Here is a 15,261-nt window from a genome sequence, read left to right as displayed (position 1 = left end):
TGTCCTCATGCAGGAACAGCCGGGAGCCGGCGGTGCAGGACTGACCCTGGCGGGCGAAGCGCGAGGACAGCATCAGCCCGTCCAGGATCCCCTCGTCCTCGACCGCGTCCGGGAACACGATGGACGGGTTCTTGCCGCCCAGCTCCAGGGAGAGGTGCGCCAACCGCTCGGAGGCCTGCGCTGCCACGCCGCGCCCCACCTCGGTGGAACCGGTGAAGGACACCTTGTCCACACCCGGGTGGGTGGACAGGGCATTGCCGATCACCGAGCCGCGGCCGGTCAGGGAGTTCACGACGCCGGCCGGCACGTGCCGCTGGCAGACCTGGGCCAGGTACTGGATGGTCAGCGGCGCGTCGTCGGCGGCCTTGAGGATCACGGTGTTCCCGGCGGCCAGGGCGGCAGGGACCTTGAACGCGGCGATCATCAGCGGCGAGTTCCACGGCAGGATGCACGCCACCACGCCCAGCGGCTCGCGGCGGGTGTACTGCAGCTGCTGGTCCCCCGCGGGCAGGGTGACGCCCTTGGATTCCCCCGCCACGCCGGCGAAGTAGCGGAACAGGGAGACGAGTGTCTTGACCTCGGGACGGGCCTGGGAGCTCAGGGCGTTGCCGGTGTCCAGGGCCGTGAGCTGGGCGAACTTCTCCGCCTCGGCCTCGATGTCGTCCGCGATGGCCAGCAGGGCCCGGGCCCGGTCCGTGAAGTGCACGCTGCGCCATTCGATGAAGGCCCGCCGCGCGGCGGAGACCGCCCGGTTGACGTCCTCCTCGCCGGCGGCCGGCACCCGGCCGATGACCTCGCCGCGCCGGGCGGGGTTGCGCACCTCGCGCCATTCGCCGGTGGACGCCTCGGTGGCGCGCCCGTCAATCCACAGCAGTTGCTCGACGCCGGCCAGGATGCCGGCCGCTCGCTCGTCCAGGATGATCTCGGTCATGGGGTCCTTCTCTCCGTGATGCTCAATGATGTTCGGTGCTGCCAGGTACTGCCCCGTGTTCGGTGGGGCCGCTGGTTAGCGGTGGGTGAAGGTGGCCTGGCGCTTCTCCACGAAGGCTGCCATGCCCTCCTTCTGGTCCTCGGTGGCGAAGCAGGCGTGGTTCATCCGGCGCTCGTAGAGCAGGCCCTCGCTCAGGGACGACTCGTAGGAGCGGTTGACGGACTCCTTGGCGATCATGGCGATCGGGGCGGACATCCCGGCGATGGTCGCGGCCAGCTCGGCGGCCTCGGACTGCAGGGAGGCGACCGGCACCACGCGGGCCACGAGCCCGGACCGCTCGGCCTCGTCGGCGCCCATGACCCGGCCGGTCAGCACCATCTCCATAGCCTTGGACTTGCCGATGGCCCGGGTCAGCCGTTGGGAGCCGCCCATGCCGGGGATGACGCCGAGCTTGATCTCCGGCTGGCCGAACTTCGCGTTGTCCGCCGCGAGGATGATGTCCGCGATCATGGCCAGCTCGCAGCCACCGCCCAGGGCATGGCCCGCCACGGCGGAGATCACCGGTGTGCGCACCGCGGCGAGCCGGTCCCAGGCACCGAAGAGGTCGACGTTGTAGACATCGGCGAAGGAGTGGGTGGCCATCTCCTTGATGTCCGCCCCGGCGGCGAAGGCCTTCTCCGATCCGGTGATGATGATCGCGCCGATCTCCGGGTCCGCGTCGAACGCCTCGGCGGCCTCCAGCAGCTCCCCGGTGAGCTGGAGATTGAGAGCGTTGAGGGCCTTCGGCCGGTTCAGCGTGATCGTGGCGACGCGTCCGGTGGTGCTGGTCAGGATCGTCTCGTAGGTGCGGTCTGCGGTGCTGTTGTCAGAGGTCATGGTGTTCCTTGCTCTTCTCTGGTCTCGGGTCTCAGGCGGCGGGGGTGGACTGCTCGCGGATCAGCTCGATGATCCCTGAGAAGTCCTTGGTGCCACCCTCGCCCTCGGCGAAGCGGGCGTAGATCTCCTCGGCCAGCAGCCCCATGCGGCCCTCGATGCCGGTCGCCTCGATGGCGCTCTTGGCCAGCCCGAGGTCCTTGGCCATCAGGGCGCCGGCGAAGCCGGGCTTGAAGTCGCGATTGGCCGGCGAGGTCGGCACGGGGCCCGGGACGGGGCAGTTGGTGGTCAGCGCCCAGCACTGGCCGGTGGCGTTGGAGGCCACGTCGAAGAGGGCCTCGTTGCTCAGGCCCAGCTTCTCCCCCAGCACGAAGGCCTCGGACACCGCGATCATGGAGGCTCCGAGGATCATGTTGTTGCAGACCTTGGCGGCCAGGCCGTTGCCGGCGGGACCACAGTGCACAATGCGCTTGCCGACCACCTCGAGCACGGGCATGGCCTCGGCAACGTCCTCGGCCGCACCGCCCACCATCATCGCCAACGTGCCCGCCTCGGCCCCGACCGTGCCGCCGGACACCGGGGCGTCCAGCACCCGGTGACCGGCCGCCGTCGTGAGTTCGCGCACCGCCACGGAATCCTCCACCGCGATGGTGGAGCAGTCCATGAACAGGGTGTTGGGTGCGGCTGCGGCCAGCAGGCCCTCGACCGGATCGCGGCCGTCCGAGCCGTCGGAACCCTTCAGGGCACCCACGACGTGGCGGCCGGCCGGCAGCATGGTGATGACGAGGCTTTGCGACGCGCTCGCTGCGCTACGCACGGCTTCGGCACCGGATGAGGCGATCTCGACGCCTGCCGCCCGCGCCTTCTCGAGGGCCTCCGGGACCAGGTCGAACCCGATGACCCGGTAGCCGGCGGCCGCGAGGTTGTGGGCCATGGGACCGCCCATGTTCCCCAGGCCGATGAAGGCGATGGCGGGCAGCTCGGTCGGATCTCCGGCCGCGTCTGCACTCGGCGTGGTGTCGGTGGCTGCGGTGTTCTCGGTCATGTCAGGTTCTCCTGGAGTGGGGTGGTCAGTTCTGGGCCTGCGCGGCCACCGGATCAAAGGCTGCGGTCACGGTGTCCGCCGGGACATCCTCGAGGGTCGGCGGGTTCCACTGTGGATTGCGGTCCTTGTCCACGAGCTGGGCGCGGATGCCCTCGCGCATGTCGTGACCGCGGAGCAGGTGGTGGGCCACCGTGGCGTCCTGGGCCAGCACCTCGTGCACGGTGGACAGTTGCGCGGCCCGCCGGACGAGCTCCAGGGTGACCTTCACGGAGGTCGGCGACTTGGCCAGGATCTGGGTGGCGGCCTCGGCCGCGGCGGGATCGCCGTGGGATCGGAGGGCGGCGACGATGCCCTCCGCCGTGTCCTGTGCGTAGGCGGACTCGATCCAGTCCCGCTGCTGCATCAGGGGGGATTCGGGGACCGCGGCGCCCGTGGCGGCGACGGCGGCGATGGCCTCCTCCGCGCCGGTGGTCTCCAGGGTGGTGGCCAGCTGCCCCAGCCGGGAGGACTCCACGTAGTGATCGGCGAAGCCGAGGGCCAGCGCGTCGGCACCGGTCACGTGCGAGGAGGTCAGGCCCATGTGGTGACCGAAGCCGGAGGGGGCGCGGGAGAGCAACCAGGCCCCGCCGACGTCGGGAAAGAAGCCGATGCCGGTCTCCGGCATGCCCAGACGGGTCCGCTCGGTGACGATGCGCTGGTTGCCGTGCGCGGAGATCCCGACGCCGCCGCCCAGCACGATGCCGTCCATGAAGGCCACGTAGGGCTTCGGGTAGTCGGCGATCAGCGCGTTCATGGCGTACTCGTCGGCGAAGAAGGCGTCCCCGACCTCGGGGCGGCCGTCCACGGCGGCACGGTAGAGGGAGACGACGTCACCCCCGGCGCACAGGCCCTTCTCCCCCGCGCCGCTGATCAGGACGGTGGCGACGGATTCGTCATCCCGCCACTGCTCGAGGGTGTCCCGGACGGTCTGGACCATGCCGTGGGTCAGCGAGTTCAGCGCCTTCGGGCGGTTGAGGATGAGGTGTCCGAGGCGTCCGGCGCGGCGGACGAGGACTTCCTCGGTCGCGCTGGTGGTGGTGTTCGTGGCAGTCTCTGTGGCGCCGTTGCTCATGGGTTCCTCTCTCTCAGCCGTCGACCAGCATGCGGCCGACGATCAGTCGCATGATCTCGTTGGATCCCTCGAGGATCTGGTGGACGCGCAGATCGCGGGTGATCTTCTCGATGCCGTACTCGTGCAGGTAGCCATACCCGCCGTGGAGCTGGAGGGACTTGTTGGCTGCCTCGAAGCCGGCGTCGGTCGCCACCAGCTTGGCCATGGCGCACAGTCGTACGGTGTCCGGGTCATTCCGATCCAGGGCGTCTGCTGCCCGCATCAGGAAGGTGCGGGCGGATTCCAGGCTCGTGGCCATGTCTGCCAGGTCGAAGACGAGGGACTGCTTGGTGGTCAGTGGTTCACCGAAGGCGGTGCGTTCCTTGAGGTAGGCGGCAGCCTTCTCCAGGGCGGCTTGTCCCCCGCCGAGCGAGCATGCTCCGACGTTGATGCGTCCCCCGTTGAGGCCCTTCATGGCGATGTGGAATCCGGCCCCCTCCTCGCCGAGGCGGTTCGCCACCGGCACGCGCGCGTCCTCGAAGATCACCTGCCGGGTGGGCTGGGTGTTCCAGCCCATCTTCTTCTCGTTCGGCCCGAACGAGAGCCCCGGGGTGTCCTTATGGACCACCAGCGTGGAGATGCCCTTGGATCCTGTGTCCGCAGTACGGCACATCACCACGTAGTACTCCGAGGTGCCGGCGCCGGAGATGAACTGCTTGACACCGTTGAGGACGTAGTCGTCCCCATCTCGGACGGCGCGGGTGGCCAACGCCGCGGCATCGGATCCGGCGCCGGGCTCGGTCAGACAATAGCTGCCGAGGTGCTCCATGCTGGCCAGCTTCGGCACCCACTGGGACCGCTGCTCATCGGTCCCGAAGGAGTCGATCATCCACACCACCATGTTGTGGATGGAGATGTAGGCGGCCAGGGCGGGGTCGGCCTTGGACAGCTCCTCGAAGATCAGGACCGCATCCTTGCGCTCCAGTCCGGCACCGCCGTACGCCTCGTCCACGTAGATGCCGCCGAGGCCGAGTTCGCCGGCCTCGGCCAGGACGTCCACGGGGAAGTGCTTCTGCTCGTCCCACTCCAAGGCGTGCGGGGCGATGCGCTCGGTGGCGAAGTCGCGGACGGCGTCCACGAGTGCCTGCTGGTCTTCGGTAATACGAAGCATGCTGTCAGTCCTTAGGTGCGTGGCCGGGCCCGGATCGCGGGGTGGCTGCGGGGATTACTTGGAGATCTTGCCCATGCGGGCGGCGATGGGGGTGGTGAACATCGGCTTGGTGAGGAACCAGGCCGCGGCGATCACGACCAGGGAGACCAGGAAGATCACCAGGCCCCACCAGTCCACGACGTCGCGGGAGGTATACATGTGGTTCAGGTTCCGCAGGGCACCGGTGAAGAACACCAGGAACACGTGCACGATCGTGAACGCCACGAAGTAGATCATCACCGGGAAGTGGGTGGCCCGGGCCCATTCGACCGGGTAGATCTTGTTGAGCCTCTCGGCGTTGTCCGGCCACCAGGTGGAGAACCGGATCCCGGAGAGGATCGCCAGTGGGGCCGCGATGAACACGGTGAATCCGTAGGCGACCGTCTGCAGGGCGTTGTAGTGCACCCACCCGTTCTCGGTGGGCCAGTCCAGGGAGGCGTACTGGATGGCCCCGGAGAGCATGTTCGGGAACACGTCCCAGTCCGTGGGCACGATCCGCATCCAATGCCCGGTGACGATCAGCAGGATGACGAAAATGAGCCCATTGAGGACCCAGAGCACGTCCAGGGACTGGTGCAGCCACTGGGTCAGGGACACCTTCTTGGGGGTGTTGGACTTCGGGGAGAAGAACGAGCCCTTCTTGGCCGTCCAGTACCCGGGGGGTTTGCGCTCATTGCGGACCTGCAGGCCGGTGCGGATGATCAACACGATCAGGAACATGTTGAAGAAGTGCTGCCAGCCCATCCACCAGGGCATGCCCTCCGGGGCCGCGTCCAGCTGGGTGGAATGACCGTCATAGGTGGCGATGAACTCCTGCACACCCTCCAGGGTCCGCAGCCACCGGGCACCCAGCACCACGGCGGCGGCCACAACCACCAGACCGCCGATGATCACGGCGGGCCTCACCCAGGCAGGGCGTTCCTTCGGTTGCTGGTCAGCGGTGCCCGGCTTGGTCGACGTGCCCGACGGCGGCCGGTTGGCCGAGGCGGTCGGCGCGGCGGTTCCGGAAGGGGAGGCGGTGCTGGAGGCGGCCGGGGCAGCGATCGCGGAAGAAGGTGCCGCGGCCGGCGACGTGGCACCGGTCGAGGCGCTGGACGCCGACCCGGCAGCCGGGGCGCCACCCATGCGGGTCTTGGCTGGCGCCGAGGCCCCGCCCATCCGCTTCTTCGGGGCCGCTGCCGCCTCGCCGGTCCCGGCGGCCGGGGTTTCAGGCGCCGGCGCTGACGGGGCGGCGGCCTGCGCCGCCGGAGCGCCGCCCATGCGACGCTTCGGCGCACCAGCGGCCGGAGCTGCCGGCGCGTTCGAAGCGGCCGGAGATGCCGCTCGCTCACCTGCGGCAGGCTCGGCGGCCGGTGTCTCCGAGCCCGCCGGCGAGGCGCCCTGGTCCGCCGGCGCTGGCGTCGTGGCGGCTGCAGCCGGGGCGGGGGCACTGCCCATGCGGCGCTTCCGGGCGGGGGCCTCCGTTGCCGCCGGCTCGGGCGTCTGCTCCGGCTGGTTAGTCGGGGCCGCGGGCTGGGCCGCGGAAACCGGTTCCGGCTGCTCAGCCGGAGCCGGGGTCTGAGCCGCGGTCGCCTGCTCCGGCACCTGGGCCTCCGGGGCCGTGGCCTCGGGCTCAGACACGGCCGGGGCCGGAACCTCGTGCTCGGTGGCCTGGGCCTCGGGCTGCGCGGCCACCGGTGTGTAGCCGGCCATCCGGCGTCGTGCCGGAGACTGTCCCGGGTTCTGCTCGCTGCTCATGGTGGTATTCAGTCCTTCTGAGGGGATCATCACGGTGCGCCAGATGCGCCGGGGAGGAAGGTGCCTTCGCTGGCCTGCGCCGCCCGCAAGCCGTGGTGGTCTGCGGGCGGCGCAGGCAAGTGTGATCAGTTGCGGCGCTTGCCGATCTCCTCGATCAGCTGCGGGACCACGGTGAACACGTCGCCGACGATCCCGAAGTCCGCGACCTCGAAGATCGGGGCATCCTCGTCCTTGTTGATCGCGATGATCGTCTTGGAGGTCTGCATCCCCGCCCGGTGCTGGATCGCCCCGGAGATCCCCAACGCCACATACAGCTGAGGGGTCACCGTCACACCGGTCTGGCCGACCTGGTAGGACTGCGGCACATAGCCGGCATCCACCGCCGCACGGGAGGCGCCCACCGCCGCACCGAGGACATCGGCGAGGTCCTCGACCACGGAGAAGGCCTCCTTCGAGCCCACCCCACGGCCACCGGAGACCACGGCCTTGGCACCGCGCAGCGCCGGGCGGTCCGACGTCGCCGGCGCCTCACTGGCCGAATCGATCACGGCACCCTTCGCAGCCTGCGTGGACACCGCAGCCGTCGTCACCTCCGGGGAGGCCACGGCCTCGGCACGGGCCTCGATCGAGCCGGGGCGCACGGTGGCGATGAACAGCCCGCCCTCGATGGTGGACTCGGTGGTGAAGTCCCCACCGAACACCGCGTGGGAGGCGATGACCTCCTGGCCCTCCTCGTCGTAGGCGATACCGACCACGTCACTGGCCACCGACCCACCGGCCACGATCGCCAGACGCCCGGCCACCGCCTTGGAGTCGTTCGTCGCCGAGGCCAACACGACCGGTGCCGAGAAGGCCTGCACGGCATCGGCCAGGGCGCCGACCGCGGCGGAGCCCAGCTCGGTGGCCGCGGACTCCGACTCGGCCAGGTAGACCTGAGCCGCACCCAGGGCTCCCAGGTCGGCGGCCAGGTTCCCGGACTGCCCGGGGGCGGTCACCGCCACCGCCACGGGGTCCCCCAGGCCGGCAGCGGCCCCCAGCAGGCCCGCCGCCGTGGACTTCGGGGCCCCCTCGGCGGTGGTCTCGATCAGGACCAGTACATTTCCAACGTTCGCCATGTGTGCTTCCTTTAGCTCAAAAGTCTCGTGAGGTTCACAGATCAGATCAGGTGTCGCCGGGCTCAGATCAGCCGGTTCGTGGCCAGGAACTCGGCCAGCTGCGCCGCCGCGGTGCCGTCATCGGCGACCTTCGGGCCGGCCTCCTTCGGAGGACGGGCCGCCGCGGAGACCATCACCGACCGGACGGAGGCGGCCTCCGGGCCTGCCTGGATCCCCAGGTCCGCCAGCGACCAGTTCTCCAACGGCTTCTTCTTCGCCGCCATGATCCCCTTGAAGTTCGGGAACCTCGGCTCGGCCGTCTTCTCCGTCACCGAGACCACCGCCGGGTAACCGGAGGAGACCTGCAGGGCCCCGCCGTCCACCACGGCCTCACCCGAGACCCGGTCCGCGGCGATCTGGATCTCGTCCAGACCCGGCAGCACCGGCAGCCCCAGCACCTCGGCCACCATGGCCGGGATCATCCCGCCCCGACCATCGGTAGTCTCGTTGCCCGCCACCACCAGATCAACCCCGCCGACCTTCTCGATCGCCGCAGCCAGAACCCGTGCGGTCTGGACCATGTCCGAACCAGCCAAGGACGCATCCGAGACCAGGACCGCCGAGTCCGCGCCCATCGACAACAGCTTCCGCAGCGTCTTCGTGGCATCCTCCGGCCCCATCGCGACCACCACGATCTCGGTGTCCTTGTTCTCATCCTTGAACGCCAGCGCGTTCTCCAGCGCACGCTCATTGATCTCATCCGGCACCGGTTCCGACGCGGATCGGTCCAAAATCCCTGACTCCAGGTCGATCTTCCGATCAGACCAGGTATCCGGGACCTGCTTCGCCAACACGACAATCTTCATGGAGCGCTCTCCTCGACACGGGGTGATATTCGATCTGCGCACCAAGGTACTAGGACTTCCTGCTAATTACTAGGGCGCCCTAGTAAATTCTGATGAGTGATCGAATTCCCGCCATATTGCGGCCCAGGGCACCCATGGCGATAAGGTAAGACCAAATAACCGAACTCGCTGATGGCCCCGGCCCAGAGGAGACCACCATGGTCATGACCCGCACCACGCCCAGCGCCGACGAGATCCTGCAGATCGAGCCAGCCTGGAAGGACGAGGTCCATCCCGATTGGATCGACGTCAACGGGCACATGAACATCCGCCACTATGTAGACCTGGGTGGCAATTCCACCGATCAGGTCTGCCGGGCGATGGGCATCGACGATGATTACCGTGCCCAACGCCGGATGGGTGTCTTCACCGCCGAACAGCACCTCACCTACCTGCAGGAGATGCAGCTGGGGACCCCCATCACCGTCCACGTCCGGACGCTGGAGCGAAGCGCCAAGGTCGGCCACATGGTCGCACTCATCATGGACCGCAGTAAGGACCGGCTGGCCTGCATCTTCGAAACAGTCCTCGTCCACGTCAACATGGACACACGCCGAGGAGTGGAATTCCCCGAGGACGTCGCCGCGGCCTACGACCGGCTGGTGGAACAGGACCTCGCCCTGGACTGGCCGGCCCCGACCTGCGGGATCCTCGGGCCCCGGGCACGGTAGCCAACACCGCGAAATGGGCGGCGGCGCCCGAAGTCGGGTGCCGCCGTCGTCCCTGGTGTTGGGCTTCGGAGGTCACTCGCGTCCCTCCAGTCCTACGCTGCTCCACCGGTCACCCTGCCGACGAGAACGGGCTTGCCGTTCTTCAGGGACACCGTCACTTGGACCAGGCCAAAGCTACGACCGCAATGCAGCACCTCCGTGGCGACCCGGACCGTGGCGCCAAGCGGGACGGGGCGTAGATACGCCACATGGATCGAGGTGGTGCGCAATCCGTCTCCGTTGACCGCCTGCAGGCTTTCCCGGGCCATCCATTCAACCAGGCAAAGCCCCACACCCCCGTGCAGGTTCCTCATGGGATTGATCAGATCGGCGGTCACGTCGACCTCCGCCGCGCCGGGTTCTCGCGAGCCATTGGACACCACACCGAAGAAGGCGCCCAGGTCCACCGGGTCGGGGCCGGCTGACGGCACAGCTGCGGACGTGGCCTGCCCCGGATATCCCGCCACGAAGAGACCTCGTTGGCGGATCCGGGCCACGGTGCGCCCTTGGGCATCCACCACCTCGCCCTCGGAGAATCCGGTGGAAGCATTGCTGTGCACCAGCGCCGCCGACACGACGAGATCGCTGCCTTCCGTGGGAATCGGTCCGAAGACATCCAGGGAGAGTTCCGTCGTGACGGACCAATGTCCCGGGGGTGCACCGGCGATGACTGCATACCCCGTGGCATTGTCCACGGGTACACCCAGGACGCCGACAGGGGCGTCCCCGACGCCGCCCTCCGCCCAGTGCCGGGTCCGTGCTCGGACCTCCATCTCAGTGGCGGCCGGCGAGATCCTATGGACACCGAAGACCCGTTCCGCCGGGCCGGAGATGATCGGAAAGGTCATGGCACGTCGTCTAACGTCCGGTTGACCGAAACGTCAGCAGCGCCCATGCCGCCATCTTGCCGTCAGGACGCAGGGCTGTAGCCTCAGCGCTGGCAAAAGTTCGGCCTCGGTGTATCTGTCGTACGGCAACGAGGATGTCCCCGGACGCAGGGCGTAGGTAATTGATGCGCATCGAGGCCGTCACCATGCCCTCGGGCCGGGCGCCGAGTTCCACGGCGGCCTGTTCGAGTGTGGGAACCAGAACCCCACCGTGCATCATCCCCAGCGGGTTGACGAGCTCGCTACGCTCCCGGAGCACCATCTGGTCCCCGTCACGTTCCAGTCCCAGCAACTCGGCGAGGGAACCGGGGCGCACCTCCAGGGAAGGAGCCCGATGCTGGTCCACAACGGCTTGCGGCACCCCTTCAACGAATCGCCCCCAGAACGTGACGTCGGCCACGGCCCCGCCGCTCTCGTCGATGATGCGGCCGCGGGATCCTCCGCCACCAGCGTCCACTACCAGCACCGTGGCGGATGCCGTCAGTTTCTGGCCCTCGACGGGTGGTGCAAAGAAGTCGAAGGCGAGCTCGGTGGTCACGGCCCACATGTCCGGATGTCGGTGCGCCAAGACCGCTTGGGCCAGGACATTGTCGGCCAGCACGCCAAGGACGCCCGCCGCGAACCGGCCGTCCTGTTCCCGGCTCCACGGTCCCGGTGCCATGGTGCCGAAAGAGTCCGTGCCCGAAAGTCCCAATCCGGACAGCCCGAAGAGCTCTTCCGGTCTTCCATGCGGAATCAGCAGCTTCTGCAGCTGAACGGCGTCTACATCTACGGGGCCATTCAAACACTCGCTCCCCCGCCAAGCAGCCGGGGCGTCGCTTGATCTCGCGCTGTCAACAGCAAGGCATCTGCGATGTGGTCGTTCCACGCACCCGGGGATCCGAAGAGCCCCTCGTTGAGCTTGGCCCGCTTGTAGTACAGCTGGAGGTCGTGTTCCCACGTGTATCCGATGGCCCCGTGCATCGTCAGGGCGGTGTCCGCGGACCGGGTTCCCTCGGCCGTGATCTGGGCCTTGGCGGCGGCGGCATGCAGGGCCGCCTCTGGCTGATCCGAGTCCACGGATGCCGCGGTGTAGTAGACGGCCGAACGGGCGGCCTCCACGGCCACCATGATGGAGGCCGCGGCATGCTTGACGGCTTGGAAGGAGCCGATGAAGACGCCGAACTGCTGGCGCTGCTTCGAGTAATCCACTGCCAGGTCGAGCATGGCCTGGCTCGCGCCGAGGGTGTCGGCGGCCACCAGCACGGCGGCGCGGCGGCTGATCGTTTCGAGCACGGATACGGCGTCGACGTCGAGCCGTTGGGAGGCCGCACCATCCAGGGTCACGTCAGCCAGCGTCCTGGACCGATCCAGCAGCCGACGCGGCGTCACCCGCACACTCTCCTGGCCGGCGTCGACCACGTGGAGTTCAAGGCCGTCCGCCCCGGTGACCGGCACGACGAACCGCACCGCGGTATCCCCGGCCAGGACCCGAGCGACCGAGCCAGTGAGACCGTTCGCTCCGCCCTGAAGCGGAACCGCGGCGCTGGGGATCCGGTCGGCGGAGGCCAGCAGGGCGACGGGCTGCCCGCCGACGGCCTCTTCAACCTCGGCTGGGCGTCCGGCGAGCGCCGGTACGGCCAGTGTTGTGGCGAGCCAGGCTGCGGAGGGCGCGTCGACCCGGGCGAGATGCTCGGCTGTGAGGGCGAGCTCGACGAGCCCGCCGCCCTGGCCGCCGTCCTCCTCGGGGATTCCGACGCCGGCCCAGTCCCGGGCGAACGACTCGGCGAAAGCCGATGCATCACCGGAATCAAACCAACCGCGAAGCTTCTCGGAGTCCACCGCGCCGGACAGCCAGTCCTGCAGCGCCTCGGCGTAGGCCTCCTGCTCTTCGGAGAATTTCCACTCCATGGTCTTCCCGCACTTCCTGGACCGCTGTGGCCCGTATTCCTCGTGGTGGTTCCGATCTCAGCGGCAGCCATCGTGGGCCCCGCGAACGGGCTATTTCTTGGGCATCCCGAGGATGCGTTCTGCCACGATGTTCCGCTGGATGTAGGTGGATCCGCCGGCAATGGCGGTGCCGCGGGCCTGGTTGGCCAACCGCAGCCAGTGCCGATGCCCCTGGTCCTGCGGGCCGGCCTCGTGCTCGGCAGCGGCCAGACCACCGGTGCCGACGGCGGCCACCTCGTCCTCGAGGTCGAACTGGTCGTTCAGCGGCTCCAGCGACAGGCCGAAGTCGGCCAGGTCCTCCACCAGGGGGCAGAAGAACAGCTTGCCGATGGAGGTGACCTCTCCGGGCGGTTCCCCACCGGTGGCACCGGAGATGACGCGCTGGCTGATGGCCTGGTGCAGGTGCACCCGCCCCCACAGGTCGGCCACACTGCGCCGCACGTGCGGATCGGCACCCAGGGGGTTGCCGTCGGCATCCGTGCGCGAGCGGACGTCGTCCACGAGGTTCCGGATCTCCTTCACCGTGTTCACCCGGCCGGTGGCGATGGCCACGCGCTCGAAGGCCAGGGTGCCCATGGTCACCTTCCAGCCGCCATCCACCTCCCCGACGACGGCGGAGTCCGGCAGGAAGACCTCGTCCAGGAACACCTCGTTGAACTCTGCCTCCCCCAGCATGTGCTCCAGGGGGCGGACTGTGACGCCTTCGGAGTCCATGGGCAGCAAGAAGTAGGTGATGCCCCTGTGGCGTTCCCCTCCCCCGGTCCTGGCGAGCAGGATGGCGTGGGCGGCCAGTTGGGCGCGCGAGGTCCAGATCTTCTGGCCGGTGATGCGCCACCCGCCGTCCACCTTGACGGCCTTGGTCCGCAGCGAGGCCAGGTCCGAACCCGACTCGGGCTCGGAGAACAGCTGACACCAGATGTCCTCGCCGGTGAGGATCCGCCGCAGGTATTTCTCCTTCTGCTCGGCTGTGCCGAAGTGGGCAATCGTGGGGCCGGCGAAGTCCTCGCCGATGGTGTTCAGCCGCTCCGGCGCCCCCGCATGGGCGGACTCCTCGGAGAAGATGGACGACATGCGCTCGTCCAGGCCTTGGCCGCCATACTCCTGGGGCCAGGTCAGTCCGGCGTAGCCTGCCTCAAAGAGCGCTGTTTGGTAGGGGCGCCAGAACGGGACCTTGTCCTCCAGCTCGGGGGGCTCGGGCCACTGCAGGGTGGGGAGTGTCTCGGACAACCAGGCGCGCACCTCGGTGCGGAACTGCGCCTCGTCCGGTCGCTCGGAGAAATCCATGCTCGTCCCTTCATCGTTCTTTCGCTAGAGTGAACTTTAGGTCAGACCATTTGAATTGGCTAGCCCACAATGGACAACGGGAGGACGACGATGGATCACGGAGCGAAGCAGCCCGGCGACGGCACCGGAAACCTGGTGGGCACGATCGTGGACGAGGTCGCCTTCGACGTGGAACGCGGCAAGATCGCCGAGTTCGCGCGGGCCACCGGCGCCCACGATGCGGTCCACACCGACCGGAGGGAGGCCGAGCGGCGCCACCTTCCGGACGTGGCCGCCACCGCAACGCACGTGGTGGTTGCCGGTCACCACCGCTCGGCGCAGTCCATGCTGGAGACTTTGGGGCTCGACCTGCCTCGGGTGATGGTCGGCGGCACGAGTTGGGACTACGTCCGCCCACTGGTTGCTGGGGACTCGCTCACTGGGCGGCGCGTCGTCACCGGGGACGTGACCAAGACCAGCAGCAGCGGTTCGCCATTGCGCATCCTCACCCTGGAAACCGAATACCGGGACCGGGACGGCCAGGTGGCCGTCCGCCAACAGGAGACCATCCTTGAAAGGGGACGTCGATGAGCAACCGCGTCGAGGACCAGCACACTCCCGAGGCCACCGCAGACACCGGCGCCAGCGCCCCGGTCGCCGTTCCCCCAAGGCACTTCGGCCCGGTGACCCAAACCCATGTCGTCCGATTCGCCGGAGCCGGCGGCGACTTCAACCCCCTGCACCACGATCCGGCGTTCGCCCGTCAGGCCGGCTTCGACGCTCCCATTGCCATGGGGCAGTTCACGGCGGCCCTGATGTCCGGATGGCTCACCGACTGGTGCGGAGTGGAGAACCTGCACTCCTTCTCGGTCCAGTTCAAGGCACCTGTCTCCCTGGGCGACACCATCAACTTCACCGCCGTCCACACCGGTTCCCCTGCGGCCCCGGCGGGGTCAGTGGGGAACCGTGCGGAACTGGACCTGACCGCCTCGGTGGGCGGCAACGCCGTCGTCGTGGGAAAGGCAGTGGTGACCAGGCCAGCTCCGGCTGGCGGCACGGAAGGAGGGCACGACGGCGGCGGGGACCGCACGCTGATGTGGTCGCCGTCCGCGCAGCGCACGGAGGGGTCGCGGATGCGGGCTTTCCAGCGGTGGGTGGCCGAGCACCGCGGCGTGCAGACCACCGACTACCGGTCCCTGCACGAATGGTCCGTGACCGACCTGGCGGGCTTCTGGGGTGCGGTCTGGGAGTACTTCGAGGTGCTGGCCTCGGTGCAGCCGCAGTTTGGTCGTCCCGGCGCCGTGCTGGCTGACGAGTCGATGCCGGGAGCCACGTGGTTCCCGGGCACCCGGCTGAACTACGCCCAGAACATGCTCCGGCACGCCGCCGAGCGGCCGGACGACGTGGCGATCATCGGCGAGCACGAGACCCTGGCGGCAACCACGTTGACGTGGGGCGAACTGGAGGGCCAGGTCGCGGCACTGGCCGCTCAGCTGCGCCGGCTCGGCGTCCGGCCGGGTGACCGGGTGGCCGCCGTGCTGCCCCACATCCCGCAGACCGTGGTCGCCCTGCTCGCCACCGCCTCCG

15 protein-coding genes are annotated in these 15,261 nt (G+C 68.8%); 3 read left to right on the top strand and 12 right to left on the bottom strand.

Going from position 1 to position 15,261, the window contains the following annotated elements:
* The 8 genes from ACFFIO_RS03320 to ACFFIO_RS03285 form a co-directional block, all read right to left on the bottom strand.
* Positions 1–931: aldehyde dehydrogenase family protein (locus tag ACFFIO_RS03320; RefSeq protein ID WP_378040181.1), on the bottom strand; the 931-nt coding region annotated here is incomplete at its 3' end.
* 75 nt (positions 932–1,006) lie between these two features.
* Positions 1,007–1,807, bottom strand: coding sequence for an enoyl-CoA hydratase (locus ACFFIO_RS03315; protein ID WP_378040180.1), 801 nt, complete (start codon positions 1,805–1,807; stop codon positions 1,007–1,009).
* Between the two features lie 31 nt (positions 1,808–1,838).
* Positions 1,839–2,849 carry a 3-hydroxyisobutyrate dehydrogenase gene (mmsB, locus tag ACFFIO_RS03310; protein ID WP_378040179.1) on the bottom strand — a complete coding sequence of 337 codons (1,011 nt, stop codon included), beginning with the start codon at positions 2,847–2,849 and terminating at the stop codon, positions 1,839–1,841.
* Between the two features lie 25 nt (positions 2,850–2,874).
* Positions 2,875–3,960: an enoyl-CoA hydratase/isomerase family protein gene (locus tag ACFFIO_RS03305; RefSeq protein WP_378040178.1), complete on the bottom strand. Its 1,086-nt coding sequence runs from the start codon at positions 3,958–3,960 to the stop codon at positions 2,875–2,877.
* Between the two features lie 13 nt (positions 3,961–3,973).
* Positions 3,974–5,110: an acyl-CoA dehydrogenase family protein gene (locus tag ACFFIO_RS03300; protein WP_378040177.1), complete on the bottom strand. Its 1,137-nt coding sequence runs from the start codon at positions 5,108–5,110 to the stop codon at positions 3,974–3,976.
* A 54-nt stretch (positions 5,111–5,164) separates the two neighbouring features.
* A complete protein-coding gene (locus ACFFIO_RS03295; protein WP_378040176.1) occupies positions 5,165–6,886 on the bottom strand; it encodes a cytochrome b/b6 domain-containing protein in 1,722 nt (573 codons plus the stop codon).
* Between the two features lie 125 nt (positions 6,887–7,011).
* Positions 7,012–8,001 (bottom strand): electron transfer flavoprotein subunit alpha/FixB family protein, encoded by a 990-nt coding sequence (locus ACFFIO_RS03290; RefSeq protein ID WP_378040175.1) that lies wholly within the window; start codon positions 7,999–8,001, stop codon positions 7,012–7,014.
* 62 nt (positions 8,002–8,063) lie between these two features.
* On the bottom strand, positions 8,064–8,846 hold the full coding sequence (locus ACFFIO_RS03285; RefSeq protein ID WP_378040174.1) for an electron transfer flavoprotein subunit beta/FixA family protein: 783 nt from the start codon (positions 8,844–8,846) through the stop codon (positions 8,064–8,066).
* A 203-nt stretch (positions 8,847–9,049) separates the two neighbouring features.
* On the opposite strand from ACFFIO_RS03285, the gene ACFFIO_RS03280 reads away from it, so the two are divergent.
* Positions 9,050–9,556 carry a thioesterase family protein gene (locus tag ACFFIO_RS03280; RefSeq protein ID WP_378040173.1) on the top strand — a complete coding sequence of 169 codons (507 nt, stop codon included), beginning with the start codon at positions 9,050–9,052 and terminating at the stop codon, positions 9,554–9,556.
* Between the two features lie 92 nt (positions 9,557–9,648).
* On the opposite strand, the gene ACFFIO_RS03275 is transcribed toward ACFFIO_RS03280, so the two are convergent.
* The 4 genes from ACFFIO_RS03275 to ACFFIO_RS03260 all read right to left on the bottom strand — a co-directional run bounded on the left by ACFFIO_RS03275 (position 9,649) and on the right by ACFFIO_RS03260 (position 13,695).
* Positions 9,649–10,443: a hotdog domain-containing protein gene (locus ACFFIO_RS03275; protein WP_378040172.1), complete on the bottom strand. Its 795-nt coding sequence runs from the start codon at positions 10,441–10,443 to the stop codon at positions 9,649–9,651.
* Between the two features lie 10 nt (positions 10,444–10,453).
* Positions 10,454–11,143: a PaaI family thioesterase gene (locus ACFFIO_RS03270; protein ID WP_378040171.1), complete on the bottom strand. Its 690-nt coding sequence runs from the start codon at positions 11,141–11,143 to the stop codon at positions 10,454–10,456.
* A 119-nt stretch (positions 11,144–11,262) separates the two neighbouring features.
* A complete protein-coding gene (locus tag ACFFIO_RS03265) occupies positions 11,263–12,372 on the bottom strand; it encodes an acyl-CoA dehydrogenase family protein (RefSeq protein WP_378040170.1) in 1,110 nt (369 codons plus the stop codon).
* Between the two features lie 90 nt (positions 12,373–12,462).
* Entirely contained in the window at positions 12,463–13,695 is a 1,233-nt protein-coding gene (locus ACFFIO_RS03260) for an acyl-CoA dehydrogenase family protein (RefSeq protein ID WP_378040169.1), read from the bottom strand.
* Between the two features lie 90 nt (positions 13,696–13,785).
* Between ACFFIO_RS03260 and ACFFIO_RS03255 the strand changes: the two genes are divergently transcribed.
* The gene (locus ACFFIO_RS03255; RefSeq protein WP_378040168.1) at positions 13,786–14,265 is read left to right on the top strand and encodes an FAS1-like dehydratase domain-containing protein; all 480 of its coding nucleotides are present in this window, start codon (positions 13,786–13,788) and stop codon (positions 14,263–14,265) included.
* The coding region (locus ACFFIO_RS03250) for a MaoC/PaaZ C-terminal domain-containing protein (RefSeq protein WP_378040167.1) at positions 14,262–15,261 on the top strand (1,000 nt) is incomplete at its 3' end. The genes ACFFIO_RS03255 and ACFFIO_RS03250, both read left to right, overlap by 4 nt.

It is taken from the genome of Citricoccus parietis (assembly GCF_042433045.1).
Lineage (GTDB): Bacteria > Actinomycetota > Actinomycetes > Actinomycetales > Micrococcaceae > Citricoccus > Citricoccus parietis.
Note: the sequence above shows the minus strand (reverse complement) of the source record. Positions and strands in the feature narration are given on the sequence as shown.